The sequence below is a fragment of the Psychrosphaera aquimarina genome (assembly GCF_032461525.1).
Lineage (GTDB): Bacteria > Pseudomonadota > Gammaproteobacteria > Enterobacterales > Alteromonadaceae > Psychrosphaera > Psychrosphaera aquimarina.
In genome coordinates this window covers 447,236-473,097 of the sequence record NZ_JAWCUA010000003.1, presented here as the reverse complement: position 1 = coordinate 473,097, position 25,862 = coordinate 447,236, and the positions used below count along the sequence as shown (strand labels likewise).

The following is a 25,862-nucleotide window of genomic DNA, read 5'->3' as shown; positions in this document are numbered from 1 at the left end:
TACCAATAATGGGGGAACCGATAATTAAATAACTGAGAGATATTAGTGGTGACCGCTATTTAACATCGTTACTCATATATTTAATGAATAAAATCAATTACGTCCTGCATTGAGATTCATATTCCAACCAATGTAATGCATTACCAACTAATACAATAGAGCCCGAAACTACCAAAGAAGTAGCTGGTATAAGTGCAGCAAACAAAGCAACACAGCCCGCATTACCTTGCGCATTATGTGAGTGTCCACACGTTAAGGCCATTTGGTTTTCAGAAAGCTCTAATACTAGCTTTTTGGTTTTCATACTTTTGTGGCATTTGGCAGCTAAGTCTTGTTTATTCGCTTCTTTGGGATAAAAAACGCATCCAGACATGGATAAAACTAAGGCGCACAATAACAATATTCTCATTTTTGTTCCTATATCAATATTGTGCGTTTGTTCTGTATTAACGCTTCAGCAGTTACAAACTCTTTTTCGGCGGTAACGCCGAGTTTGCAAAAATTAATCCCGCGACTATAGACATAAATATCACCACCGCTTGTTGTCCGGCGTGTTCAGCATATGCAAAGCCTTCACCGGCAATATAGGTATTTAAACTAATAAAGGTTTTACTACCTGGTACTAATACAATAAGCCCTTGCATTACCACGATAACCGCAGGAGCTTTGGCAAAACGAGTAAACAAATTGCCATAGACACCAATAACAAAAGCACCAAAAAAAGCACCAACACCAAAATCAAAGTAACTCGCCCCGATACTGCTTGAAGCATAAGCAATGAAACCAGCCGCCATAGACCAAAACATATGTTTTCTTCTGGTTCTAAAGGCAATGATCAACGAGGTACATAAGGTTGCAATCGCTAACCATACTGTCCATTGCGGTAGAGGAGGCAAAGCAACATATTCTGAATGACCAAAAACGGCGAACCCTAATTCCATGCCTAAAAACGCACCAAAATACAGTTTAAATAACATCATAAAGGCGTCCATGATCTTAACCGTACCAGACACTAAATGGCGGGCTGAAAGTTCTGCTAGACCAATGGTTAAGGCTAAACCGGGTATGAATACAATGATGGAAGATAGGATCACTAACCGTATACTAATGGACGCGTCATAATGGACCGCTATACCACAGGCCGCAAAAGCTGACACCATAGCAACTAAAGGTTCTAACATGTTAGTAATGCCTTTAGAGCGTTCACTCCACAGCACAAAAATATAAACAATGCCGCCTAACAATCCAGCCCATAAAACATCGTTTAAACTACTGCGCATTAACATGGCAAAGGCACCACTTGCTAATACATAAGATAGGCCTGTAATTGCACGGCCATTACGGCTAGGCATAGTCTCAATTTCATCTAACCGCTCTAAGGCTTCATCTATGGTTAATGTGTTTGAAATAACATCGCTGACTACTTCATCAGTACGAGATAATGAGCCCATATCCAGGTCACCCGGAGCCACACGCGCAGCATGGGTATATTCATCTTCATGACCTTCCGTCCACAATACAAACGTCATCGATGTTGGCGATATGATAAAAGACGAACGCAGCTCGATAGCGTCAGCCAATTCCATTAAATGGCTTTCTAATCGATAGGCGGGAATGCCATATTTGTGCAACATCTTACCCAGTCGTACTATGAACTTTCGTTTTTGCTTAAATGTTTCGTTATGGTCATTCACTATATTATCCAATACGGGTTTACTCTTACTTTGATATTTCATCGAACCTGAGTTCAAAATGATCGACTGCTCAAAAACGACTACAGTACTATTGGTAACCTATGGTTACTAGATCTCGGATGTATTCTATTGTTCTGCTGAGTTTTCAACACTAGGTTGTTTGTCATCAGCTTTGCTACTTTTTGTTGTTTCTACTTTCTCAGCTACTAATTCAAGTCTGTCGAATTCAACATCGGCATGTGATGCTTCTAACTGAGGCATAGATTTAGTGACCTTATTCGACAAGTGAGAGAAACGCTCTACTTTGCCCGCTAAACCTTGTTTACCAGCCAAGCCTTTTACTGTGTCATTGTATTGATTACTCACCGTTGCCAACGTTTTACCTAACTTCTGTAAACGTTCAGCCACAATGCAAACTTGGTTATAAATATCACCCGCTTTTTCACTAATTTCTTTCGCTTCTGAATTACCTTGCTCTATACGCCATAGGTTAGCCACCGTTTTTAATATAGGCATTAATGTCGTATGCGAAACTAAAATAACATTACGGTCATAACCATAATTAAACAGATCTTTTTTATGTTTGAGCGCTTCAATATAGGCAGGCTCTATTGGCATAAACATCAATACAAAACTTGGGCTCTTCATGCCCACTAAGTTGCTGTAATCTTTTTTACTTAAGTCATCAATATGATTTTTAACCGCACCAACATGCTCATCAAGCGCTAACGCGACTTCCGTTTCAGTTTCTGCACCAATAGCTTTGTCATAGGCAACTAAAGATACTTTACTATCAATGATGATGTGTTTGTCATCCGGCAGTTTTATGATGAAATCAGGCAATCTGCGATTACCATCCTTATCCATAAACTTCTCTTGGCTATCGTAGTGGTCGCCTTTAACCAAACCAGCAAGTTGCAACGTTCTTTCTAATTGTACTTCGCCCCAATTTCCTGCTGTTTTCTTTTCCCCTTTTAGTGCGGTTGCTAAGTTATTCGCTTCGCCACTCATTTGTACGCCAACGTCTAACACTTTTTTGAGCTCTGCCGCTAATCCCGCCTGGCCTTTAACAGACTCAGAATGCACTTCGTTCACCCGTTTTTGAAAACCTTCTACTTGTTCTTTGAACGGCCTTAAAATTGAGTCTAATTCAGTTTTGTTTGACTGACTAAAGGACTTACCTTTTTCTTCCAAAATGGTATTGGCCAAGTTTGAAAATTCAGTTTTTAATTGTTCACGCTGTTGTTCAACATCGAGCTTTTGTTGTTCAAAGTGTAATTGCTTTTCAGACAACGACGTTTTTAATTCTGTTAATTCGTTAGACACTTCACTGTGGGCAGATTGCAATCTTTGCACGTTAAAGGTTTGACTTTCCAACTGTTGTTTTAATTCAGAGATCTGATTATCACGTTCATCAAGTCGAGTTTCTAATCCTTGGATATCGGCCTGATACTTTGCCACTTGCTGATTCGCTAACTGCGCTTGGGTTTGAAAGTTTAATACCCCTTCTTTGGCTTCATGAAGTGCACTTTGTAAGTCAGAAATTTGCTGTTGAGCATTGTTATTAACCAATTCAAATTGACTTATTTGAATCTGTTGCAGGCTCAATTGAGAACGGCTTTTAAATAATAAAAACACAAACAAGATCAAAAACACACAGGCGACAATAAGGCTTATCACTAAGACGGCAGGAGAGGTAATTAATTGGTTCAAAACAAGCTTCTCTTAATTCAATAACTTAGAATTAGTATTGTGCCTACCAGAGTCACAAAAGGGAATTAAATCACCCGAGAAAAGCGCTGATTGTTTAGTTGTTTTTGTAAATAAACATCAAACGTCATGCAAATGTTACGGATCAGTAATTTAGCTATCGGTCGAATGGATATTTCGGTATTATCAATTGTGACTAACCTATCTTTAACAAAGGGAGTAAGTTTGCATATTTCATAGGCAAAATATTCGTCAAAGTCGATATTGAACCTTGTATTAAAACTGTTTTTATTTAGCTTAAAGTTACACATTAGTTGCTTAATAACGTCACCACGAATGACATCATCTTGAGTTAATAACACCCCTTTTTCTACCGCATGTTCGTGGTTATCAAGGGCATTATAATAATCCTTTAAATCTTTATAATTTTGACTAAAAGATTTTCCAACCGAACTAATTGACGATACGCCTAACCCCAATAAGTCACATTCACCTTGTGTGGTATAACCTTGGAAATTACGGTGTAATTGACCTTGCTGTTGGGCAATCGCTAATTCGTCATTAGGTTTGGCAAAATGGTCCATGCCTATTGCCACATAACCGGCTTTTGAAAACGCATCAATGGCTGACAACATCAGATTTAATTTTTCGTTTACCTGAGGTAACCATTCGTCTTTTATTTTACGCTGAGCCGCAAATTTAGATGGCATATGAGCATAACTAAATAAAGAAATTCTATCTGGATTTAATTCAACAACTTTAGCTAACGTATTATTAAACAGTTCAGCTGATTGATGGGGGAGACCATAAATAACGTCTAAATTTATCGATTCAAATCCTAAGCTTCGTCCGCGTTTAATTAACTGATCAACAAAGTCACTATCCTGTACACGATTAATTGCTTCTTGCACTTTAAGATTAGTATCTTGGAAACCAAAACTAAGACGGTTAAACCCTAACCCTTTTAAATGATCTAACAAGTTAAGTTCAATTTCGCGTGGGTCAATTTCAATGCTCATTTGCACACATTCATTCAGAACAAAATGTTGTTCTATCGCATCAATAACTCTTGAAAATTGTTGTTCTGATAAAAAGCTAGGGGTGCCTCCACCAAAATGAATCTGCTGAATTTTATGTTGTTTAAACAACTTAGCCCTAGAGGTAATTTCAGTGATTAAATAATCTAAATAGATATCGGCTTTGTGCTTATGTCTGGTCACTATTTTATTGCAACCACAGTAATAACAAAGGCTATGACAAAATGGAATGTGAATGTACAGAGACAATAATTTAGAATCTGACTGCTCAATAGCGAGTTCAAATTGTTGATTACTAAACTGCTCAGAAAACTCTAACGCCGTTGGATACGAGGTGTACCTCGGCCCGTTAATATTGTACTTATTCAATAAGTCTGACGTTAAATTAAATACCTGAGACATAATAAAATCACATTGCTATTAGAAAGTGATGTGAAGTATAAAGATCTACCTGTATTAGTTATTGATCGAGCGCAACAAAAAACCTTAAATTAACAAATGCATAGCACTGGTTATTAAACACCAAACAATGACCAACAACGGCGATAACTGCCATCGATTAAGCATCAGTATTCCCACCACCATCGCTAATACATCAAATAATGAGGTCAGCCCCGTAATAAGTATCGGGTCATATAACACCGTAATTAACAAACCCACTACCGCGGCATTCACCCCAGCTATCACATTGAGCGTCGTTTTATTATTGGAAATACCTTGCCACAAAGGCAATACAGCAGCGACTAACAAAAATCCGGGTAAAAACATAAACGTTAGGGCGACAAATGCAACCAAGATCATATTTTGTTCAATCCCACCTGACATTAACACCCCAAGGTAGGCAGAAAAGGCGAACATAGGACCGGGAATAGCTTGAGATGCGCCATACCCAGCAAGGAAGTCTTGATTGGAAACTAAGCCAGTTGTCACCACTGACTCCTGTAAAAGTGGCAATACCACATGCCCACCACCAAAAACTAATGCACCGGCTTGATAAAATATCTGCATGACTTGCACAATGCCACCATTGTGACTGATTCCAATTAAGCCTAATAACAAGACAAAAAACACTGTCAGTAATACAAAGCCAAATCGTTGGCTATAGGTCACTTTAATTTCACTTACCGGCTCAGTTGATGATTGACGACAGAAGGTACCGCCTAACACACCACCTAAGATAATAACTGCCCACAATGCCCACACAGAATCGAGCAATAACAAGATAATGATAACCACCAAAGTTATAATGCGCCGGGGCAGATCTGGACATAGTTTTTTAAACATGCCCCAAACTGCATCAGCGACCACAACAGCAGCCACTAATTTTAAGCCGTGAATTATCGCAACCCCAATATCACCAGAAAGAAGGGGTAATAACCAAGCAAACAGAATCAATAATATAATTGAAGGGAAAGTAAAAGCGACAAAGGCGGCTAAGGCTCCAGACCAACCAGCTCGAATCAAACCAAGGGCAAAACCAAGTTGGCTACTTGCAGGTCCAGGAATAAACTGACAAATGCTCAATAGCTGAGCGTATTGGCTTTCGCTAACCCACTGTTGCTTTTCAACTAACTCTTTACGGAAATAACCTAAATGAGCAACTGGCCCACCAAAGGACGTTAGCCCTAGAAAAAGGAATGTTTTAAATACAGCAAATACACTGTATTTGCTGTCTGTTTTCACATCATTATCTGACATATAACGCGCTTTAACTTAAAGTTGGTCGATGTTTATTGTCATAGTATACGTTTAGTTTAACGCGATAAAAGTGAAAAAATTGTTACCCATCGCGAAAGGACTCTGCATTGAGATGATGTTTATTTAACAACTTATAAAATTCGGTTCGATTTCTTTGCGCGATTTTTGCCGCTTTAGAAACGTTACCACTGGTGGTTTTTAATATACTTGCTAAATAATCCCGCTCAAATTGATCTCTGGCCTCTTGAAACGACGGATGTTGAGTTGGGGCATCTCGTAACGCATTGCGCACTAAAGATTCATTGATCACCGGTTCTGTCGATAACGCCACACTTTGTTCAACCACATTTTGTAATTGTCGAATGTTGCCTGGCCACGGCGCACTAATTAATAACTCCATTGCATCTTGTGAAAAACCATTAACTTGAATGCTGGTTCTGCCTGCCGTTAGACTCAAAAAGTGTTGAGCAAGTAATGGGATATCTTCTCGGCGCTCAGATAGTGGCGGTAAAATCAGTTCCACAACATTTAAACGATAATACAAATCCTCTCTAAATCGTTGTTCTTTAATCGCTTTTTGTAAATTTTGATGTGTAGCTGAAATAATACGAACATCCACTTTAACTGAACTCGTACTGCCCACTGGCCGAATTTCTTTTTCTTGTAGTGCACGTAACAGTTTTACTTGAAAATTCATTGGCATATCACCAATTTCATCTAAAAATAATGTACCGCCATCACTGGCTTCAAATAAACCAACGTGATGATTAGCTGCACCTGTAAACGCTCCTTTTTTATGCCCAAACAATTCAGACTCTAATAATTGTTCTGGGATCGCAGCACAGTTAATTGCAGTAAAAGGTTTATCTCTGCGTTCACTGGCCTGATGTATGGCTTGCGCTAATAATTCTTTACCTGTGCCACTTTGACTGTTTATTAATAAACTAAAGTCACTTTTAGCCACTTGTTGCGTTTGTTGTAACAGGGTTTCCATTACCGCACTTCGAGAAATGATCTTCTCCCGCCATAACGCATCATTAGAATCTGGATTATCTTGGTTTGATCTAGGTTGCAACCGAATGGCTTGTTTTACAATATCCAGTAATTCTTGGCTTTCGAATGGCTTAGTTAAAAAGCTAAATACACCTTGTTTAGTAGCGTTAATCGCATCTGGAATAGTGCCATGAGCAGTCATAATGATCACCGGCAAACTCGGATATTGCTGACGTATCTTTTCAAACAGCGCCATGCCATCCATGCCTTCCATACGTAAATCACTGATCACCAATTGCGGCTGAAAACTTTTCAAAATACCTAAGGCTTGTTTCGCACTTTGTGCTGACTCAACATGGTAATTTACCGCATTCAGACGTATAGCCAATAAACGCAGCAAACTCGGGTCATCATCAACAATAAGAATTTTTTCTTTATTGAGATTAGTATTTAAACTGTCTGACTCATTCATAACGGGGTTCCATTATCATTTATTGAACGCTCAATTTCTTTTAACTGAGTAATTTGTTGCTGTAATTTTTGCGAACGTAACTCTAACTCTGCGAGCTTGTTACTTTGTGCCTTAAGCTGTTTTTGTTTTTTATTCAATAACCGCTGCTGGCTGGTTAGTTTTTTATTGTTCGATACTTGCTGCTGCAATTGACTTTTTAGCATCCTGATAAAGGCTAAATCTGTATCAGGTACACCAACAAGTGCTTGCTGCTCAAGTTGAGATAATGCTTCGGTTGGGTTGTATTGGGGCGAGCTTGGCAAACTGTGTAACAAAAATAAACGCAATTTAGCGACGGTATTCCCTTCATTAAGTTTACTTTGTAGTTTATTAATTTCAGCCTGCACTTCCTGTTTGTCTAGCTTCATAACCCATAAGTAATAACTCGTCATAGGCGTTGTTTCATTCACCACTGGCGCTGGTTTCGTAATCTCTGAACGCTGAAAGTTAGTTAACTGACAACCAAACAGGGTCATAAATAGTACAAATGTGACAATGGTTTTCAAAAAGGTAAATGTGTTAAATCGCATAATCATAATGATGGTTTTTCCAACATAGAAGTGGTGGTAGGTGATAACAATTTTGCTTTAGGCAAACTAATTGTAAACGTGGTAAAACTTGGTGAGTTCATGTCGCTATCAATAGAAATACTGCCGTTTAATCGCATGAGTAACTCTTTCACTATGGTTAACCCTAAACCACTGCTTTTTATCGGACTGTTATGCTCTATTGCCCCCTGATAAAACGCATCAAATATTTTGTCAAACAATGAAGAAGCGATACCTACACCTTGGTCGGTTATTGATAGCTGTAACGTCTGATATTCAACCCAAGCCTTAATGGTAATCGTGCCTTTGTCTGGTGAAAACTTAATTGCGTTTGATAATAGATTATCCAAGATGACACTAAATTGTTTGCGATTGCATTGTAGTGATAATTGAGCGATGTCTTTACTTACTTTGAGCTGCTTTCGGTTCACATCTAACAAACGCAACGCTAACGCGTCTTCTATCTCTTTGTTTAAGTTAATTACTTCAGCGTCTTGTAAACTGGTTGAGTCCAATACGATATTAAAGTCGAGTAAGTCTTCAATTAATTGCTGCAAACGAGACACACTCGTTCGGATGATGTTAGTGATCTCTTGCTGGTCATTATTTAATTCACCCACACTATTGTCGTAAATTAATTCAGTGCCTTCTCTAATTGCCGCTAACGGTGTTTTTAATTCGTGTGAGATATGACGTATAAAACTCGACTTTTGTAACTCTAATATATGTAATCGGCTGCGCATCAACTCTAGAGCATCCGCAATTTCTTTGATCTCTGCAGAGCCATCTACCGTGATAGGCAATTGAAAACTACCTTGCTCTAATCGTTTTATTTTTCCGAGTAATACTTTAAGCGGACGTGTGATCAACACGATAAACACGCCAGCAATCAATAACGTAATTGGAATAATTAATAAACTCAGCAACATGGTTTTTTTATTTCGTTAGCCGAACTTTCCATTCCTTTTGCTTGTTGATTAATAATTTGATTGGAGTGCAGTGATATTTTCTGATTGATCTGTGACAACGCTTTAAAGTGCTCTTGCACTTGATTTAAATTAATTAGATTTGCGGGGGTGCTTTGTATTAACTGATCTATTTCTACGATTTTATTTGTATAAGTCTCTATCAATTCTGACAATTGAATATCGTGATATTGTTTAAACTCTTGGGTAAGTACACTGTCGAGTAACACTCTTTGCGCTAAATATTGATTAAGCAACTCTTGCTCTTTTAACACAACATATTGACCTGAAAATCGCTCCAACCTAGACTGTGCTTGACTGATCTGACGATTAACTTCAACCAGCTCAGCAACATTAAAGATAGCTGACGTTCCCTGTTGAGATAACTTATTCACTTGATTGGCGCTATAAAGCAAAGCAAATACCAAAGGCAAAGCCACTAAACCAAATCCCATTAAGGTCAGTGATTTAATTGAACCACGAAACAATGATAATTTTTTAACCCAATCTTGCATTTAACCAGCTCGTCCTTGTTTAACACGAATAATCAACTGTTCGATTTAACCCTGTTTAACAAGGATAAACAACATTGTCTGGTATTAGCGACAGTCCGCACACACCTCCAATACAAATCATTAATTATTGATTTATATATAAAATTTTAAAATTCATTACGTATTATTGCATAAATACTAAATTTAATTAATTTCACTGTCTCCATTTAGCGACAGATCAACAATAAAAAATTAAAATAAACCTTAAATAACAATAGCTTACACTTTGGCACGTTGACTGCAATATACCTATCGTTAGTACGAAACTACTACGTTAATCTTAAATAAAAAGGAAAATTAAAATGTTAAGTTTAAAAAAAATTACCCTAGTTGTTATTAGTTCTTTAGTTGCTACATTTTTTGTTAGTGCAAACCAAGCGACCAACATACAGACAGGAATGGGAAGTAGAACTGACCTTAGCCATTTATTAAGTCAATTAGATTCGGATAACGACGGTAAGTTAAGTAAAGAAGAAGTTATGGCGAGTAAAAACAGCACTTTAATCAGTAACTTTACTAAAATCGATGCCAACAACGATGGCAGCTTAAGCAAAAAAGAACTTGAATCTTTCTAATAGATTCAGGTAACAAACATCATTTATCTATGTATGAATGACAATGTAACCTCTCCTCGATTGCCAGTTATTATGCGAAAGCATGTAACTGGCTTTTTTACCACAAGAAAAGGCTCTTGGTATTTCGACACAAAACTTAGTGCTAATTACGCGAAACTAACCATCATTGCAGTAATACCAATGGTATAAAAACTCACCACCGCAATAGATGAAATTCTTTCCGGAATGGCATGCACAATATATTGTTACGTTATTTTCTTCTTGATGCGCCCCAAGGGTCTTCAACGGTAGACGCTTTTTGTCTAATAGAACGCGTTAAATTAGCTTTTTGTTTGTTGTATTTCACACGTTCAGCATCCGCTAAGCTCAATTCTCTTGGTGTTCTTGGCTTTTGATTTAACGGCACGATACGATCACGCGGAGGTAAAGCAAATTGCGTATCGTCTGGCTTTGGTAAGTTCTTTAATTTATACATATAAAACCCTTCCACTTTTTCAAGTGCCCACTGGGTTTTTCTTAGAAACTTACAACTCGACTCAATACTTGGGTTGGTTTTAAAACATTGTAAATTCAAATACGCAAACAGGATATTCCAACCATAAAAGTCGACTAACTCTTCTAATATTTGTTCTAGTTTTTTACCGTGTAATGGGTTGTTTTTATAAATTTCTTCTGTGCTCATGGGGATAACAATAACTGTATAACTTTAATATGAGGTCATTATAGTTTGTATGACATTGTTAAGATAGTCAGTGCGGATATTTGATGCAAAAAACCAAAAGAGCAGCCTAAATACGCTGCTCTTTGATAAACCTATATAATAACTTGAGTGATTATAAAGAATACTTAATGGCGTTCTCTAACATCTTGGCAGCGTTAATTTTTCCATCTCCACATTGCATAATGTTTTGCTTGGTGAATATGTATAAACGGTCTACCTTGCCTTCAATGTTAAACGATATATGTTGATCGTTTGGTAATGAACGTAACCCTGAACCAAAATCGCATACTGTCTGACTGATCACTTTTTCTGTTTCAGCTAACGCTTTTTTCTGTTTCTCTAATTCTTTGTTGCGAATGGCTTCTGCTTTTTTTCTTAACGCATCTGACTTTTCTTGGATCTTGCCCGCTACTTTTGTCAGTGCGTCGGTAAGTTTGCTCATTTCTTTTTTTAATGATTTAACTTTTTCAGACTCTTTGGCATCTTGCAATTCACCTTCAAATTCAGCGTCACGGAGTTTGCGTTCTATCTCTCTAACATCACGCTCTAGTTGCCTAGCTTCACGTTCTAATGCTCTTGTTTCATCACGCATGGTTTTTTGAATTACACGTTGTTCCGTACGTTCTTTATTTGTGTATTGAGACCAGTCTGAGTCGGATATAAAATCGATTGAAATCTCAGCCATTTCCATCGCTGATTCAGCCGCAGCCATCGCTTCCTCTTCTATCTCTTCTATTTCCTGTTCGGATAAGTATTTTCGTGCATCACCACTAATAACCACAGGTGCAATCGGTGCTGTTGGCATAACAGGAGCAAAGTTTCTATCGTTCATATCAAAGTGAAAACGATGACTCGGGTCCACATTAAATACCATGCCTTGATTGGCTAAATAAAACCCTTCAATTCTTACATTCCTTTCTCGCCCTTGTTCCAAAGATGTTTCTAAGATCTTTGTCATTATATTCATGTCTCGTTGAATTCTATCTAAGGTACTTTGTTCAATGGTGGCTGCTTGTAATGATGTTCCTACCAACAAAGCACTAAGTGACAACACCGCCAGTTTTACTTTTTTAGGTAATGATAAAATAGTCATAATAACTCCAATTAATTTTTATATATTAAGGAAATAAAGCGATGGATTACCTTAATGTTTCATTCTTCAAACCAACGATTAGGTTTATGTTATTCGTCTGATAGTTGAGATTCGTCGTCTCTCAGTTCTGCAATTCGTCTGCGGCTTTTTCTTTCGACTGATTTAATGCTGTAATTAATGTCGCTAAACTGCTGCTTTAAATAATCTAAATCGTCCACTCGCTGCCTTTGAATTAAATTAACCACATCTAGAATGTCTTCTTTTCTCTCTGCTCGAGAGTTTTCCAAAATATAACTCACCATTTGAGCAGTACTTTGCTGCTGGTTCACTTGGAAATTATCTAAACGAGTTTGAATTTGTTCATTATTTTGTTTCGCTAATTTATCAAATTCAGCGCTTAATTTTTGTTGCTGCAATTGATCTGCCGAGGTGATCATTAAGCCTTGTTCTGAAATATTCACTCGCAAGTCAAAAAGCATAACTACACAAGCAAAAATAGAAAAACACATGGCGGTCATCGCCATACCATTAGATTGCCACCAGCTTGGTTGGCGTAAATATTGGTCAAACCCCGCATCTTTATTCCAGTTTGGAACGTCAACTGACTCGCTGTTCATTTGTTCAGCTAACATTTCCATATTATTAAACGCTAACATACGTTCTGACCACGTTGGATGCATTTTCAATTGCGTTAACTCTTGTTCCGTTAACGTATCACCACTTAGCCAGCGTTCAAAATTACGTTCCAATTGCTCTGACTTTATTGACTCATGCTGCGTCATAATTGGCCTCCAATAATACTTTTAACTTATCTAAAGCAGAATAAAATCTGGATTTCACGGTATTATTCGAAATCCCTAACTGCTGCCCTATCACATCAAAGGTTTGCTGTTGAAATATTTTTAATTCAACAATTAGCTTTTGTTCCAAAGGTAACTGTTTCATGACACGCACAATTTGTAATTGCGTCTGTTTGTTATTTAACGCTAATTCTGGGCATGTATGCCTGGGATCTGCATCGACATTATCTAATTCAGACTCATCCGCAAACCACTTACGTTTACGATAAAATTCAATGATTCTAAAATGTGCAATACGTAACAACCAAGTTTTAAAGCTGCTATCCCCACGATAATCAGGCAAGCTACGGCATACTGAAACAAAGGTCTCTTGCATCAAATCTAAGGCGTCATCCGAGTTACTAGTCATACGTAACGCATAATGATAAACCGTCTTTTCATAACGCGATATCAATTGTTGCCAAGCTGATTGACTTCCCTTTAGTGCCTTTTTTATTAGCTTTTCATCGGTTTGTTTAAACAATGACAAAGCTTCCTCTCTTATAATTTTGTTGAGTAATAACACTCTTTAAAGTTTACTAACTTGGCCTTTCACCAAACGTTAAACCATCGCTTTATTAGGTTCATGTGTATAGTCGAGCCCTGTTTATAAATAGTTTTAAATTTATTTAAAATAATCAAAATAAATTTAATTAACCATCATCCAGCTACTTAAGTTTATGTTGTATTAATTACTCACCAATTCTGTGCATAACTTATTAACCCTACATTTCTTTGGTGCAAATTTGATAAAACATTAAACAGAGACGATCTGTACGAGCCCAATCAATTAAAGATAAATCTATAAAAATCAATAATTAACAATCAAACACCCGTTTATTCATAGTTTTGGTGCAATACTTGAAGTAATGCTAGCCATCAAAATATTCGCGTTAGTGAAACAGGTGCTAATTTATCCAAATGGCTGTAAAACAAAAAAAATCGACCACAGCAGCAAAACTATTAACCGTCTTAATCATTGACGACAATATGGACAGAGCTCAAACATTTGAAGCGGCCTTAAAAGACACGCCTTATTTAGTAAAACACTTGGCTCATACCAGTGTCTCCTTGTTAAAAGAAGTCGAAAAAACCGAACCTGACATTATTCTTATTGATATTGAATCCCCAAACCGCGACACCATCGAAAGTTTAAGCACTATATCAGCCTTTAACCCTAAACCGGTTGTGATGTTTTCCGAACAAGATCAGCCTGATTTAATGCGTGAGTCAATCAAAGCCGGTGTCAGTGCTTATGTATCTGGGGATACTAATCCTGAACGAGCAAAGTTTATATTAGATGTCGCCGTAGCTCGATTTAATGAACACCAAGGATTGAGAAACGAACTATCCGACGCCAAACGTCAACTCGAATCCAGAAAATGGGTTGATCAAGCCAAAGCGTTATTAATTGAAAAACAAAACATGACCGAACAACAAGCTTATTCTGCAATTAGAAAAATGGCGATGGATAACGGTCAAAAAATGGAAGATGTTGCCAAAAATCTAATCTCCATGATGCAGTTAATGGGTGGAGCAAAATAACATGACCATACAACAAGATTTAGCATTAGAACAAACTGACTTAGACATAGGTATTGTTGCCCTTACTGACTGTGCGCCACTGGTAATGGCAAAACATTTAGGCTTTTTTGAACAATGGGGTTTACAGGTAAACTTGCATATCCAACATTCTTGGGCGACTGTCAGAGACAGGTTGCATACAGGCCTGTTAGACGCAGCTCAAATGTTAGCTCCAATGCCGCTAGCCAGTACATTAGGGTTAAATGGTGCAAAATGTGATGTTATTAACGCGTTTAACTTAAGCATGAATGGCAATGGTATTACGTTATCCACTGCGTTATTTGAACAGATCAAGCAACTAAATAACGGTCAAGAACCTGTATTACCGCTTGATTCTTCATGGATAAATCAAATCGTACAAAACAAACGTGATAACGGCCAAGCCAAATTAAGGTTTGCTGCAGTCTATCCGTACTCATGTCACCTATTTCAATTAAGGGATTGGTTATCTATTGCTGAAATTGATGTAGATAATGACATCGAAATTATCATCATTCCGCCAACCGAAATGACAGCGGCGTTAGAAAATGACGAAATAGATGGTTTTTGCGTTGGCACACCTTGGAATACTAAAGCAGTAAGAGCAGGCATTGGCGCCACCGTGATCACTTCATGTGATATCTGGCAAGAAGCACCTGAAAAAGTGCTAGCCGTAACCTCACAATGGCAACAACAACACCCAAATACATTTATAGCGCTGTTGGCCGCAGTACAACAAACCTGTGAATGGCTAAACTCCACCGCTAATCGATTTGAAGCAGCTGCCGTTTTACAAACTTATTTAGGCGAACCGCTTGATGTTATTGCACCGTCATTAATTGGCAGTTGTCTAACGACGCAAAATGGAACACCAAGGAATATTCCTGCATATAATCGCTTTATTAGTAAAGATGCTAATTTACCCAAGTTAAGCCAAGGTCGAGTTCTTTTGGATAAAATGGCGATGGCTCACCAGTTACCACATGACTTTACTCAAGCGCAAAAACAACAGTTATTAAAGGACGTCTACCGACCTGACTTATACAAAAGCATGTTAGATATGAAAAAAAGATGACCCAATTAGGTGACATTCAATACAGCTAATAACGATTTAGCACCAATACTGTGCAAGGTTAAATAATGGCTTATTTACTTCAATAATACTAAAGCTATTAATAACAGAGGGTTAAGATAAATATTCAGTTTCTTTTTTACTGGCATATAACTTGTTACTTAATAACCATAGCCGAATAATAAATACCCTGTTTAGACTATTATTCGACATTAGCTAAGAGTGATAAAACTCTGAATTATTAGCTCCTCAATGTTGAGGTACAAATTTAAATTTTTAAGCAAAGGCGCTTCCTTAATGGTTGTCGCCTTTTTTTTGTGAGTAATACATGACCCAACAATTTGAACAGAAAATAATAAGATCAAGTTGCCCGTACTGTGGGGTAGGTTGTGGCGTGGATGTCACTACAATAAATTCAGTTCCAACTGCAGTTAAAGGCACTGAAACTCATCCAGCTAATTTTGGCCGACTGTGTGTCAAAGGTTCTAATCTAATACAAACCGTCGATTTAGACGGCCGCTTGTTACATCCAATGATTGCTGACAAACCGGTAGACTGGGAACAAGCGACACTACATGTTGCTGATAAATTTCAACAAACCATAAAAAAATACGGCCCTGACTCCGTGGCCTTTTATGTTTCTGGGCAACTGTTAACTGAAGATTATTATATTGCCAACAAGCTAATGAAAGGATTTATTGGTTCTGCCAACATAGATACCAACTCACGTTTATGTATGTCCTCAGCAGTAGCCGGTTACAAACGTGCTTTTGGTTCTGATACGGTTCCGTGCAGTTATGAAGATTTAGACCATACCGAATTATTAATCTTAGTGGGTTCAAATGCGGCTTGGACTCATCCTGTTTTATTCCAACGTATGGAAAAGGCCAAATTGGCGAACCCTGACGTTAAAATCATTGTTATTGACCCAAGACGTTCCGCCACCGCTGAACTAGCCGATTTTCACTTGCCTTTAAAAGCAGGCAGTGACGTTGCTTTATTTAACGGTTTATTACATTACTTGATTCAACATAATGCGATAGACAATAACTATATCAATGCTCATTGTGAAGGCTGGTCTACAACAGCTGCGGGAGTAGCTCACAGTGATATAGACAATACGGCTTTGTTATGTGATTTGAGTCCTGAACAACTCACTCAATTTTATCAATTATTTGCTGATTCAAAATCCAGTGTGACTTTTTACTCTCAAGGTGTGAACCAATCTAGCCAAGGCGTAGATAAGTGTAATGCCATTATCAATTGCCACTTGGCTACAGGAAAAATTGGAAAATTAGGTTCAGGGCCTTTCTCTATCACAGGACAACCTAATGCCATGGGGGGGCGTGAAGTCGGTGGCTTGGCAAATATGCTAGCGGCCCATATGAATATAGAAGATCAAAACCACCAACAATTAGTGCAAGAGTTTTGGCAATCCCCCACAATTTGCACAAAAGCAGGTGCCAAAGCCATAGACTTATTCGACAAGATAAACGCCGGTGAAATCAAAGCCGTTTGGATAATGGCAACCAACCCACTAGTGAGTTTGCCAAATCGTAACGTTATTGAACAAGCCCTTAAAAAATGTGAATTTGTTGTGGTCTCAGACTGCATGGAAAAAAATGATACCTTAACCTATGCCGACGTAAAACTACCTGCAACAACATGGGGTGAAAAAGACGGCACAGTAACGAACTCAGAAAGAAGGATCTCTCGTCAAACGGGGTTAATGCCAGCACCAGGGCAAGCTAAACATGACTGGCAGATCATCCGTGATGTCGCCCACAAAATGGGTTTTGCAAGTCATTTTGATTACCACCATGCAGCTGATATTTTTAAAGAACATGCAGCATTATCGGGTTATAAAAATGGCTCACATGGTCATGCAGTGCGTGACTTTGATATTTCTGGTTTAAGCACGTTAAGCCTGAATGAATATAACCGTCTTATACCTGTTCAATGGCCAATCAACAGTACGTATCCAAATGGCCGCCAACATATTTTTGATGACGGCTTGTTTTATACACCATCCCAAAAAGCCCAATTTATTCATGTTGTCGCGCAATTACCGCAACAAACACCAACAACAGAATTTCCGTATATTTTGAACTCAGGCCGTTTAAGAGATCAATGGCACACCATGAGCCGAACCGGAAAATCAGCGGCACTAGCCAAAAATATCAAAGAACCATTTTTGTTTATTAATCCAAAAGAAGCCGAACAATTAGGATTAAGTAAATCCGACTTAGTTAAAGTCACCAGTCCCTATGGTGAAGTTATTTTGCCGTTGCAATTTGATAAAGGGTTAAAAGTTGGCAACGTGTTTGCTCCTATACATTGGAGCCAATTAACCGCACCAACGGCAAATATATCTAAATGTTTTGGTTCATTTGTTGACCCAATTTCTGGACAGCCAGAAAGTAAATTTACTGTGGTCAAAATAGAAAAATATAACACCGAACAATTCATTCAATGTTTTTCAGACGTTGAATTTCAACCTAACAGTGATTATTGGGCAAAAGTAAAAATAACCTCAGGTTTTGAATACATTTGTGCCAATTCATTACCTATCGATTTAGCCATTAACTGGTGTCGAGATAATACCGATATTGCTGGTGACTGGAGTTATTTTGAAAACAGCCAAAGTGGCATTAGAACGGTACTTTGCATTAAAGACAACAAATTACAATTTGCTGCGTTTTTAGCATCGTACAAACCAGAAATAAATGCAGATTGGGTAGAAAGCCTATTTGACCAACCTAGCGTTACCGTTGAACAAATTAACCGAATTTTACGTGCCGACGTGGCGCAAGACTTTTTAAATGGCAAAACCATATGCAGCTGTTTCAAAGTAGGTGAAACCCAAATTATCAATGCCATTGTTGATCATAATGACAATACCACTGAATTATTAGGCCAACGCCTTAAATGTGGAACCAATTGTGGTTCATGTAAGAGTGAATTAAGAGCTCTGATCAACGAACACGGACAACAACACAAGGTAAAGGACAATCAAATACTTAACCTATCGGCATCTAATAATGCCAAGTTAGTGCAAATTCCAATTACTGAAATAGAAGCGTAGGTACATCATGTTTAATTTAACATTTGGCTGGTCTAATTTAATTTTGTCTCGTTTGTTTAGTTTTACCGCACATAAAAAAAACAAGCTAAATTTAGCTCAACAAGAGAGACAAGTAACTAAAAAGAACAACACAGTTGGTCAAGTATTCTTAGTGGGTTCAGGCCCTGGTGATGCAGAACTATTAACCTTAAAAGCGTACAGACTATTACAATCGGCTGATGTTGTGATGTATGACTGGTTAGTAAGTCCTGACATCGTTAACATGATCCCCAAACATGTAGAAAAAGTATTTGTTGGTAAAAAGTGTGGTCGTCATAGTATGACTCAAGATGAGATCTGCCAACTGTTATCACGCCGCGCTTTGGCAGGACAAGATGTTGTACGTTTAAAAGGTGGGGATCCCTCTATCTTTGGCCGTGCCGCCGAAGAAGTGGAACATCTGCAACAACACAATATTGATTTTGCTATTGTACCGGGCGTAACTGCGGCTTCTGGTTGCGCAGCTTGGTCTGGTATTCCTTTGACTCACCGTGATTGCGCACATTCAGTACGTTTTATCACTGCACACTTTAAAAGTGATGACATTGAATCAGATTGGAAAAACTATGCTGAGTCGAGTGATACCTTGGTGTTTTATATGGGACTGAATAAGGTTAAACACATAGCTGAAAGCCTTATTTCATATGGTAAAAATGCGACTACACCAATGGCAATTATTGACCAAGGTACAACAAACGCACAGAAAACCTATATTTCTGATTTAGCTAATATTGAACAAGTATTAAATAGCGAAAATATTGTTGGTCCTGCTTTGATTGTGGTTGGCGATGTTATAAATTACCAAGCACAGGTCAATATTGAACTTTTAACAACAGACTTAACTAACAAGAAGTCAAAACGTGCTGTGGCATAATGGTAAACCAACGTAAATGAATGAATTTTCGCAATACATAAAACTCATAGGCAAAGGTAAAAAGTCAGGTAAGTATTTAACCCAAGAACAAGCGAATGACGCGTTTCATCTGTTGTTAACTGGGCAAGCTGAACCTGAACAAGTTGGTGCCTTTTTAATGTTATTGCGAGTCAGAGAAGAGTCGGAACAAGAATTAGCAGGATTTGTACAAGCCGCCCGTGAATATTCACCACTAGCCATACAGCAAATTAACGCCGACTTGGATATGGGTTGTTACGCTGGTAAACGTCGGCATTTGCCTTGGTTTATATTGGCTATGTTATGCCTAGCCCAGTCTGGTAAACGGATATTTTTACATGGTTGCAAAGAACCAGACTCCAACCGTTTATATTTACCAGACGTATTTAACGCCTTAAACATTCCAATCTCACACACGGCAGAACAAGCCAAGGCACAGCTAGAAAAATCTGGCTTTGCATATATGGATCTGCAACAGGTAAATCCACAATTAAATAAGTTAATTCAAATGCGTAGTTTGTTTGGATTACGTTCTCCGGCCAATACCTTAGCCAGAATGTTAAACCCTACAAGTGCACCGTTTAGCTTTCATGGGGTTTATCATCGTCACTTTGACGAACGCCACATCAATGTTGCTAAATTATTAGGGGACAAACATGTGTCTTGTATTCGTGGTGAGGGTGGTGAAGTAGAAGTAAACCCTGAGCGAGGTTTTATTCAACACCTGATCCATAATGATGTAATCTCACAACTTGAATTTCCAACTTTGCTGCCAAATTGGCAAATCAAACCTAGAAGTCTAACACCAGATGAATTAAGACAATGTTGGACTGGGGAACTTCAATTTGAATATGCTCAACAAGCTATCACAGGCACTATTGCTTGTTACTTAACCTTGTTAGATTCCATAGATGTGGGGCAAGCATTAACAAAAGCCAAACAAATGTGGGCTGAACGCAACACCCAATTTGAATTTTATTAGGTTTCCACGCCAAATATATCCTGTTGACTATCTCCCTGACTTGCATTAGATAAGTTAGAGAATTTCACCTATAGTTAAAGAAACAATGAATAATTCTCCATTGTCATTTCAATTTACGTATTCTTCCAGGATGGTCATGAAAAACACACTATACAAAAAAATTATCATTCCCTTACGTATCTATTTTTGTATTATTTTTTGTCTTCATTTCCAGTTCAGCCACGCCTCAGACATAATAAAAATCAACCGAGGCCAGTCAGATAAAGACATTCGTACAAATTATACCTACACCGTGTTAAATAAAGCCTTGATTGCCAGTATTCCTAAATTTGGCGCATTTGGCATTGAGGTTACAGGATTTGAAGTCCCTAATCATCAGACTCTAAAAGAGTTAGTTAAAGGTGAGTTTATTAATGTGGCCATGGCGCTAACTACCGATGAATGGGAAGAAAAAAGCACGCCAATTCGGATCCCGATTAGACGAGGTATTTTTAGTTATCGTTTATTAGCTATTAATAAATCCAAGGCCGAAGTATTCAATAATATTAATAACTTACAGCAGCTAAAAAACTCACCGTTGGGGTTCGTAAAAGCTGGACTACACGTAAAGTCCTGACCAAATTGGGCTTTGAAGTTTCCGACGCATATTCATACGACTCTATCTTTGCCATGTTAGATAAAAACCGCTTTGATTATATTCCAAGAGGCATCCACGAAATTTATGACGAGATCGAAATTAGAAAAGTAGACTTACCTCATTTAATGGTTGAACCAAGGTTAGCCTTATATATTCCTTCGCCTTTTTATATGTTTGTCTCTAAAAGCACCCCACAAATCGCCGCGCGTCTAGAGTTAGGGTTAGAAAAAATGGTGGAAGATGGATCACTACAATCATTATTTGAGCAATATTACGGAGCCTATATAGAAAAGGCCGACTTAGAAAATAGAACTATCATTCATCTTGGCAACCCACTTTTACCGAGTAAAACCCCATTAGAACGCAAAGTACTTTGGCATTCATTCTCAGTGGAAGCACAATAGTAAAAACAGTAATTAAAAACAAATAACCATAGCTTTACCCCTGGTAGTGACATTAATCGGTAAACTAAATTGACCATTTAGTTACCTCTGTTAAACTGAAATTGTCTTCTTTATGTATTAAGTCCTTATGACCTTTAAAATTGTATCCTGCAAAAAGACTTACCAATCATTAATCCTCTACATCTTTTTATTTAGCGGTATCGCACAGTCACAAGTTGAAGAATTACGGATCCCATTACCACGTTCTGAATATGACATTTCCCATGATTACCATAAACAATTATTGTTATTAGCATTAAAACAAACTGAACAACCTGGCCAAGCCACGCAAATAAAAACCACCGTTTCTCTGTCTCAAGGTCGTGCGATAAAAGAATTAATCAAAGGGGATATGCTTGATGTATATTGGCTCGGCACTAGTAAACAGTTAGAAAGTGACTTACTAGCGATTAAAGTTCCAACCACTAGAGGGTTAATTGGCTATCGTAAATTCATTATCCACAAAGACTCGTTAGACCGATTTAACAACGTAAAATCATTTTTTGATTTACAAAAGTTAAGTGCTTGCCAAGGAACCAACTGGCCTGATACTGAAATTCTCAAAGCTTCAGGGCTTGAAGTCACCACCACAACCATTTACGAAAATATATTTAAAATGTTAGACCTAAAACGCTGTGACTATTTTCCGCGTGGTTATCATGACGCGCAAACCGAATTAAAATTAAGGCGTAACTTGTATCCTAATTTAATCAGTTTTGAACAAGTCATGCTGCATTACCCGTTTGCCGTTTACTTTTTTACTAACAAAAATAATCATGAATTAGCAGCAAGGTTGGAACTAGGTTTAAAACAGCTGGCTGACAATGGCAGTATCGTGAAACTCATGCAAAGTCATCCTTTAACAGAAAATGTCTACCCTTTAAAAAATGAAATGGGTACGTTATTTCTCGACATCCCCAACCCATTGTTATCCGACAATACAGACGTTAACGATCCTAAGTTGTGGATTTTACCCACTGACTTTAATATTTATTACCCTGTGGTTAAAAACCACTAACGATAGCTTTAACGATTTCCAAATTAATTAACAAAGGTCCTGACTAAAATCAATCGCCATTACGTCTGGATAAATAAATCGGTAGTTAAGTCTGTGTTTAATTTTATTATTATCAATAACCTTAAATGCAACAACGTCAGTAGGTTCACAGGCTGCCGGCGTGACACCGAGTGACTGAGCAGCATAGGTATAAAATTCTTTTTTATTTGGATGCGTATCCGAACATACATTAAAGTCTTCCGACCAAATATCGTCGTTAATTACTTGGCAAATGATCGGTAAACAATCATCTCGGTGGATCAAATTTACTTTCGCTTGTGCATTTTTAATCACTTTGCCATTTCGAAAAAAACGTCCAGGGTGACGTTCGTAACCGATAAGACCACTGAAACGAATTATCGTAGTCACAAATGCATCGGATTGCTTAAACAGCGACTCTATTTGATACAACGGATGTTCAATTAACTCTAAACCGTCTGACTCAGATATAACGCTATTGTTGTCTGGATACACAGATGTAGAGCTGATAAAAATAACCTGCTTAATCGGTGAATCTTCAATTTTATCGATTAACGCTTTAAAGGCGGCAATGTTTTTATTAGTGATATTTACAACTAAAACGTCTGAGTTTAAAAACGCATTTACATCATCAGTTAAGTTTTCAATATCTACCAAAAAACCTGTTAGCTGGTTATAAGTGTCTAACCTCTGTTTTGAGCGTGTGGCAATATTCACATCCGCGCCAAATGCTTTCAACTCTTGTGCTAACGGATAACCCAACCAACCACCGCCTAATACACTTATTTTACGGTTAGTTAAATTTGTAAACGCCATCATTTATTTTGCCTTTCTTTATTTTTCAACAGGTATTCATTACAACTCTTAGATTAAAATGACGAACCTGGTTGTTGTAAAAATTTGATTTCTTGTTCAGTGCTCGTTCTACCTAAAATCTGATTCCGATGTGGGTATCGGCCAAATTCCTTGATGATAGCTTGGTGTTTTAATTCAAATTCAAAATTGGATTGGTTGCCATTTTTTTTAAATAGCCCCACCGCCACCTCATGAATTAATAAGGATTCACTATGCATAAAAGGCATATATAAAAAGCTACGTTCCGTTTGAGTTAACCCTTTGTCCGCACCAACCGCAATTGCTTCTTGGGCCAAAACCAAAGCTAAACTATCGGACTGGAATGCCATTGGCGTATCACGAAACATATTACGGGAAAACTGATCTAATACTATGATTTCAGCTAAACGGCCATGTGCGGTTTTGCGCCAAGCAAACAATTCGCCCTTTTGAGCCGACTGATGAATTTCCGTGAACCTTTGTTTGATAATTTGATCAAACTCGACATCTTTGACCCACCATTTAGATGACTCTATTTCGTTAAACCAAAAATCCAATACCTTGGTAAACATGACCCCACCTATTTTATGATCAAGCGACAAAATTGCTCTTTTACAAAGCGAGTTAAAGTAAATAATGCTCAGTGATAAATTCTGTAATTTCCGTTTCATCCACTAACGAATGACCGTTATCAGCAAAAACAGTTAAGTCGTCAGTAGTGGGAAATGTAAAGTATTGCCCCTCGCCAGTTTGCACCGATTTAGATATAACTTGATCGCTGGCCAACGCATTAATCGTATTTAAAATTAACTGAACGCCGTGTACATAAAGTTGTAATACATTCCATAAATATGATTTTTCATAATTAACTGCCAAGGTACTCGTGGCGATGACATTACCTGTGTCGATGTTGGCATCGTCAATATAATGCAGTGTTGTCCCAATTTGGGGCTCTTTATAATACATGGCCCAAAACGTCGCCATCACACCACGGTAATCGGGTAATATTCCAGAATGTAGATTAATCGTGCCTTTGCTTGGAATCGCTAATACTTGTTCTTTTAAAATGACGCCATAACGAATACAAACAATTAAGTCAGGTTTTAACTCTGCCACCATTTGTAATTGTTCCGGTTGATTAATCTTATTTAACTCTTGCACCGGTTGACTTAAATAACAGTTTAATTGGTCAAAGGTTTTATATAGGTTGTTTTCATTAGCGTTAATGCTCTCAGATATGTAGTTTGCTTTTAACGCTGGAGTTAATAAATTATTAAAAAGGTCTTGTTCAAAAAATTTTAACCGATTTAACTCAGTGGGCTTGTTTGGGTTATTCCCGCCCACTTTTGCTGACAAACATAACGTGACTTTATGCTGTTTAATTTGTGGTAATAAAAGGTTAAGTGCGTGGTTACTGGCTAAGTCTTTATTGGCCAAAATAAGAATATTCATAGTTTTAATCTAACTTTATTAATCTAGTTATTACGTTCTTCAATACATTCGTACGAGCCCATTTCGAACTCTCTACAAATTAATGGGCGTACTTCGTAAATACTGCACATATGCGTGTCTCTATCCAATGCTGCACACCAGCCGTCATCTAACCGCAACATCACTTCTGAACCCCACTTATCGGTTTTAATATATCGAGGGGGCACACCCGTATCGGTGATCAACATCACTTCCAACTTACAGCAGTTTGCACGGCAAGTATTACAAGTAATGTCAGGATCAAGGTCGGAAATGTCTTCAATTGGAATTAAATCAGACATCAACACACAACTCGTTTTAAATAATAAGTTATCAAACCGGCATCTGCATTAATTCTGATACTTCTAAGGATCCACCAATATCAAGAAATGGACAGGATTTAGCGGCGACTAAGGCAAGTTCCATGCTCTCTACTTCAATAATGGTAAAACCAGACATTGTGCTATTGCCACCCGCAGTGACTTTGCCAGATGGGTCAACAGTATGGGTATTTTTGAATGGATTGGCCGGACTAATTGCGCTGTCCCCCAATGATGCTAACCACTCTTTGTATTTTACAAAGTGTTGTTTTCCCTCTTCAGGGGTTTGCGGTTGATTTCCACCAATATACGAAATTACAAATTTAGCCATGATATTTACCTTATCGATTAAAAGTGAGTTATGTTTTTTTACTTTTAGAAACGCCTAAGGCAACACCCAGTGCAATACCAACACCAATACCGGCACCGATATTGTCAGATGCAGCACCAATGGCGAGTCCCACACCGACACCAATCGCAATACCCGCCGCCACTTTTTTATTATTAGGTTTGTTATCATTATTAGAGTGACTTGTATCAGACATAATATT

At 37.9% G+C, this 25,862-nt stretch carries 28 protein-coding genes; 9 read left to right on the top strand and 19 right to left on the bottom strand.

All coding sequences use genetic code 11. The annotated features are described in order from the left end of the window. Positions 1-97: 97 nt before the first annotated feature. The 9 genes from RT723_RS05390 to RT723_RS05350 all read right to left on the bottom strand — a co-directional run bounded on the left by RT723_RS05390 (position 98) and on the right by RT723_RS05350 (position 9,671). Positions 98-409: a hypothetical protein gene (locus tag RT723_RS05390; RefSeq protein WP_216055206.1), complete on the bottom strand. Its 312-nt coding sequence runs from the start codon at positions 407-409 to the stop codon at positions 98-100. A gap of 52 nt (positions 410-461) precedes the next feature. Next, the gene (locus tag RT723_RS05385) at positions 462-1,736 is read right to left on the bottom strand and encodes a threonine/serine exporter family protein (protein ID WP_216055207.1); all 1,275 of its coding nucleotides are present in this window, start codon (positions 1,734-1,736) and stop codon (positions 462-464) included. 84 nt (positions 1,737-1,820) lie between these two features. After that, positions 1,821-3,407, bottom strand: coding sequence for a DNA recombination protein RmuC (locus tag RT723_RS05380; protein WP_315946170.1), 1,587 nt, complete (start codon positions 3,405-3,407; stop codon positions 1,821-1,823). Between the two features lie 65 nt (positions 3,408-3,472). Continuing rightward, positions 3,473-4,843, bottom strand: a complete 1,371-nt coding sequence (gene hemN, locus RT723_RS05375; protein ID WP_315946169.1) for an oxygen-independent coproporphyrinogen III oxidase — start codon at positions 4,841-4,843, stop codon at positions 3,473-3,475. A gap of 84 nt (positions 4,844-4,927) precedes the next feature. Then, positions 4,928-6,139, bottom strand: a complete 1,212-nt coding sequence (gene chrA / locus RT723_RS05370) for a chromate efflux transporter (RefSeq protein WP_315946168.1) — start codon at positions 6,137-6,139, stop codon at positions 4,928-4,930. Positions 6,140-6,221: 82 nt separating this feature from the next. Then, on the bottom strand, positions 6,222-7,604 hold the full coding sequence (locus RT723_RS05365; protein WP_315946167.1) for a sigma 54-interacting transcriptional regulator: 1,383 nt from the start codon (positions 7,602-7,604) through the stop codon (positions 6,222-6,224). Beyond that, positions 7,601-8,179 carry a hypothetical protein gene (locus RT723_RS05360; RefSeq protein WP_315946166.1) on the bottom strand — a complete coding sequence of 193 codons (579 nt, stop codon included), beginning with the start codon at positions 8,177-8,179 and terminating at the stop codon, positions 7,601-7,603. Before RT723_RS05360 ends, RT723_RS05365 begins: the two co-directional genes overlap by 4 nt. Beyond that, positions 8,176-9,120, bottom strand: a complete 945-nt coding sequence (locus RT723_RS05355; protein ID WP_315946165.1) for a HAMP domain-containing sensor histidine kinase — start codon at positions 9,118-9,120, stop codon at positions 8,176-8,178. Before RT723_RS05355 ends, RT723_RS05360 begins: the two co-directional genes overlap by 4 nt. Beyond that, on the bottom strand, positions 9,111-9,671 hold the full coding sequence (locus tag RT723_RS05350) for a hypothetical protein (protein ID WP_315946164.1): 561 nt from the start codon (positions 9,669-9,671) through the stop codon (positions 9,111-9,113). Before RT723_RS05350 ends, RT723_RS05355 begins: the two co-directional genes overlap by 10 nt. Before the next feature lie 341 nt (positions 9,672-10,012). On the opposite strand from RT723_RS05350, the gene RT723_RS05345 reads away from it, so the two are divergent. Beyond that, entirely contained in the window at positions 10,013-10,285 is a 273-nt protein-coding gene (locus tag RT723_RS05345) for an EF-hand domain-containing protein (RefSeq protein ID WP_315946163.1), read from the top strand. Positions 10,286-10,535: 250 nt separating this feature from the next. Here the strand turns inward: RT723_RS05345 and RT723_RS05340 are convergent, their stop codons facing one another. From RT723_RS05340 to RT723_RS05325, 4 genes are all read right to left on the bottom strand, one after another. Beyond that, complete coding sequence (locus RT723_RS05340; RefSeq protein ID WP_216055215.1) at positions 10,536-10,967, bottom strand: VF530 family protein; 432 nt, start codon at positions 10,965-10,967, stop codon at positions 10,536-10,538. Between the two features lie 151 nt (positions 10,968-11,118). Then, the gene (locus RT723_RS05335) at positions 11,119-12,099 is read right to left on the bottom strand and encodes a hypothetical protein (protein ID WP_315946162.1); all 981 of its coding nucleotides are present in this window, start codon (positions 12,097-12,099) and stop codon (positions 11,119-11,121) included. Between the two features lie 89 nt (positions 12,100-12,188). Beyond that, a complete protein-coding gene (locus tag RT723_RS05330; protein WP_216055217.1) occupies positions 12,189-12,881 on the bottom strand; it encodes a hypothetical protein in 693 nt (230 codons plus the stop codon). Beyond that, the gene (locus RT723_RS05325) at positions 12,868-13,422 is read right to left on the bottom strand and encodes an RNA polymerase sigma factor (protein WP_216055218.1); all 555 of its coding nucleotides are present in this window, start codon (positions 13,420-13,422) and stop codon (positions 12,868-12,870) included. The genes RT723_RS05330 and RT723_RS05325 overlap by 14 nt, the downstream gene beginning before the upstream one ends. A gap of 437 nt (positions 13,423-13,859) precedes the next feature. On the opposite strand from RT723_RS05325, the gene RT723_RS05320 reads away from it, so the two are divergent. From RT723_RS05320 to RT723_RS05285, 8 genes are all read left to right on the top strand, one after another. Next, positions 13,860-14,483 carry an ANTAR domain-containing response regulator gene (locus RT723_RS05320; protein WP_216055219.1) on the top strand — a complete coding sequence of 208 codons (624 nt, stop codon included), beginning with the start codon at positions 13,860-13,862 and terminating at the stop codon, positions 14,481-14,483. Between the two features lies 1 nt (position 14,484). Then, positions 14,485-15,576, top strand: a complete 1,092-nt coding sequence (locus RT723_RS05315; protein ID WP_315946161.1) for a CmpA/NrtA family ABC transporter substrate-binding protein — start codon at positions 14,485-14,487, stop codon at positions 15,574-15,576. 325 nt (positions 15,577-15,901) lie between these two features. Then, the gene (locus RT723_RS05310; protein WP_315946160.1) at positions 15,902-18,658 is read left to right on the top strand and encodes a nitrate reductase; all 2,757 of its coding nucleotides are present in this window, start codon (positions 15,902-15,904) and stop codon (positions 18,656-18,658) included. 7 nt (positions 18,659-18,665) lie between these two features. Next, positions 18,666-19,571, top strand: coding sequence for a uroporphyrinogen-III C-methyltransferase (gene cobA / locus RT723_RS05305; RefSeq protein ID WP_315946159.1), 906 nt, complete (start codon positions 18,666-18,668; stop codon positions 19,569-19,571). A gap of 16 nt (positions 19,572-19,587) precedes the next feature. Further along, positions 19,588-20,571 carry a glycosyl transferase family protein gene (locus RT723_RS05300; RefSeq protein WP_315946158.1) on the top strand — a complete coding sequence of 328 codons (984 nt, stop codon included), beginning with the start codon at positions 19,588-19,590 and terminating at the stop codon, positions 20,569-20,571. Positions 20,572-20,707: 136 nt separating this feature from the next. Continuing rightward, the gene (locus RT723_RS05295) at positions 20,708-21,187 is read left to right on the top strand and encodes a hypothetical protein (protein WP_315946157.1); all 480 of its coding nucleotides are present in this window, start codon (positions 20,708-20,710) and stop codon (positions 21,185-21,187) included. A gap of 5 nt (positions 21,188-21,192) precedes the next feature. Beyond that, positions 21,193-21,612: a hypothetical protein gene (locus tag RT723_RS05290; RefSeq protein ID WP_315946156.1), complete on the top strand. Its 420-nt coding sequence runs from the start codon at positions 21,193-21,195 to the stop codon at positions 21,610-21,612. Between the two features lie 127 nt (positions 21,613-21,739). After that, positions 21,740-22,669, top strand: coding sequence for a hypothetical protein (locus RT723_RS05285; RefSeq protein WP_315946155.1), 930 nt, complete (start codon positions 21,740-21,742; stop codon positions 22,667-22,669). A gap of 27 nt (positions 22,670-22,696) precedes the next feature. Here the strand turns inward: RT723_RS05285 and RT723_RS05280 are convergent, their stop codons facing one another. The 6 genes from RT723_RS05280 to RT723_RS05255 are packed head-to-tail and all read right to left on the bottom strand — an operon-like array spanning position 22,697 to position 25,856. Next, positions 22,697-23,506, bottom strand: coding sequence for a Rossmann-fold NAD(P)-binding domain-containing protein (locus RT723_RS05280; RefSeq protein ID WP_315946154.1), 810 nt, complete (start codon positions 23,504-23,506; stop codon positions 22,697-22,699). A 50-nt stretch (positions 23,507-23,556) separates the two neighbouring features. Then, complete coding sequence (locus RT723_RS05275) at positions 23,557-24,093, bottom strand: DUF924 family protein (RefSeq protein WP_315946153.1); 537 nt, start codon at positions 24,091-24,093, stop codon at positions 23,557-23,559. A 52-nt stretch (positions 24,094-24,145) separates the two neighbouring features. Then, entirely contained in the window at positions 24,146-24,973 is an 828-nt protein-coding gene (locus RT723_RS05270) for a formyl transferase (protein WP_315946152.1), read from the bottom strand. Positions 24,974-24,996: 23 nt separating this feature from the next. Beyond that, positions 24,997-25,293, bottom strand: coding sequence for a YkgJ family cysteine cluster protein (locus tag RT723_RS05265; RefSeq protein ID WP_216055228.1), 297 nt, complete (start codon positions 25,291-25,293; stop codon positions 24,997-24,999). A 31-nt stretch (positions 25,294-25,324) separates the two neighbouring features. Continuing rightward, a complete protein-coding gene (locus RT723_RS05260) occupies positions 25,325-25,642 on the bottom strand; it encodes a YciI family protein (RefSeq protein ID WP_315946151.1) in 318 nt (105 codons plus the stop codon). A gap of 28 nt (positions 25,643-25,670) precedes the next feature. Beyond that, positions 25,671-25,856, bottom strand: coding sequence for a glycine zipper domain-containing protein (locus RT723_RS05255; protein ID WP_315946150.1), 186 nt, complete (start codon positions 25,854-25,856; stop codon positions 25,671-25,673). Positions 25,857-25,862 lie beyond the last annotated feature (6 nt).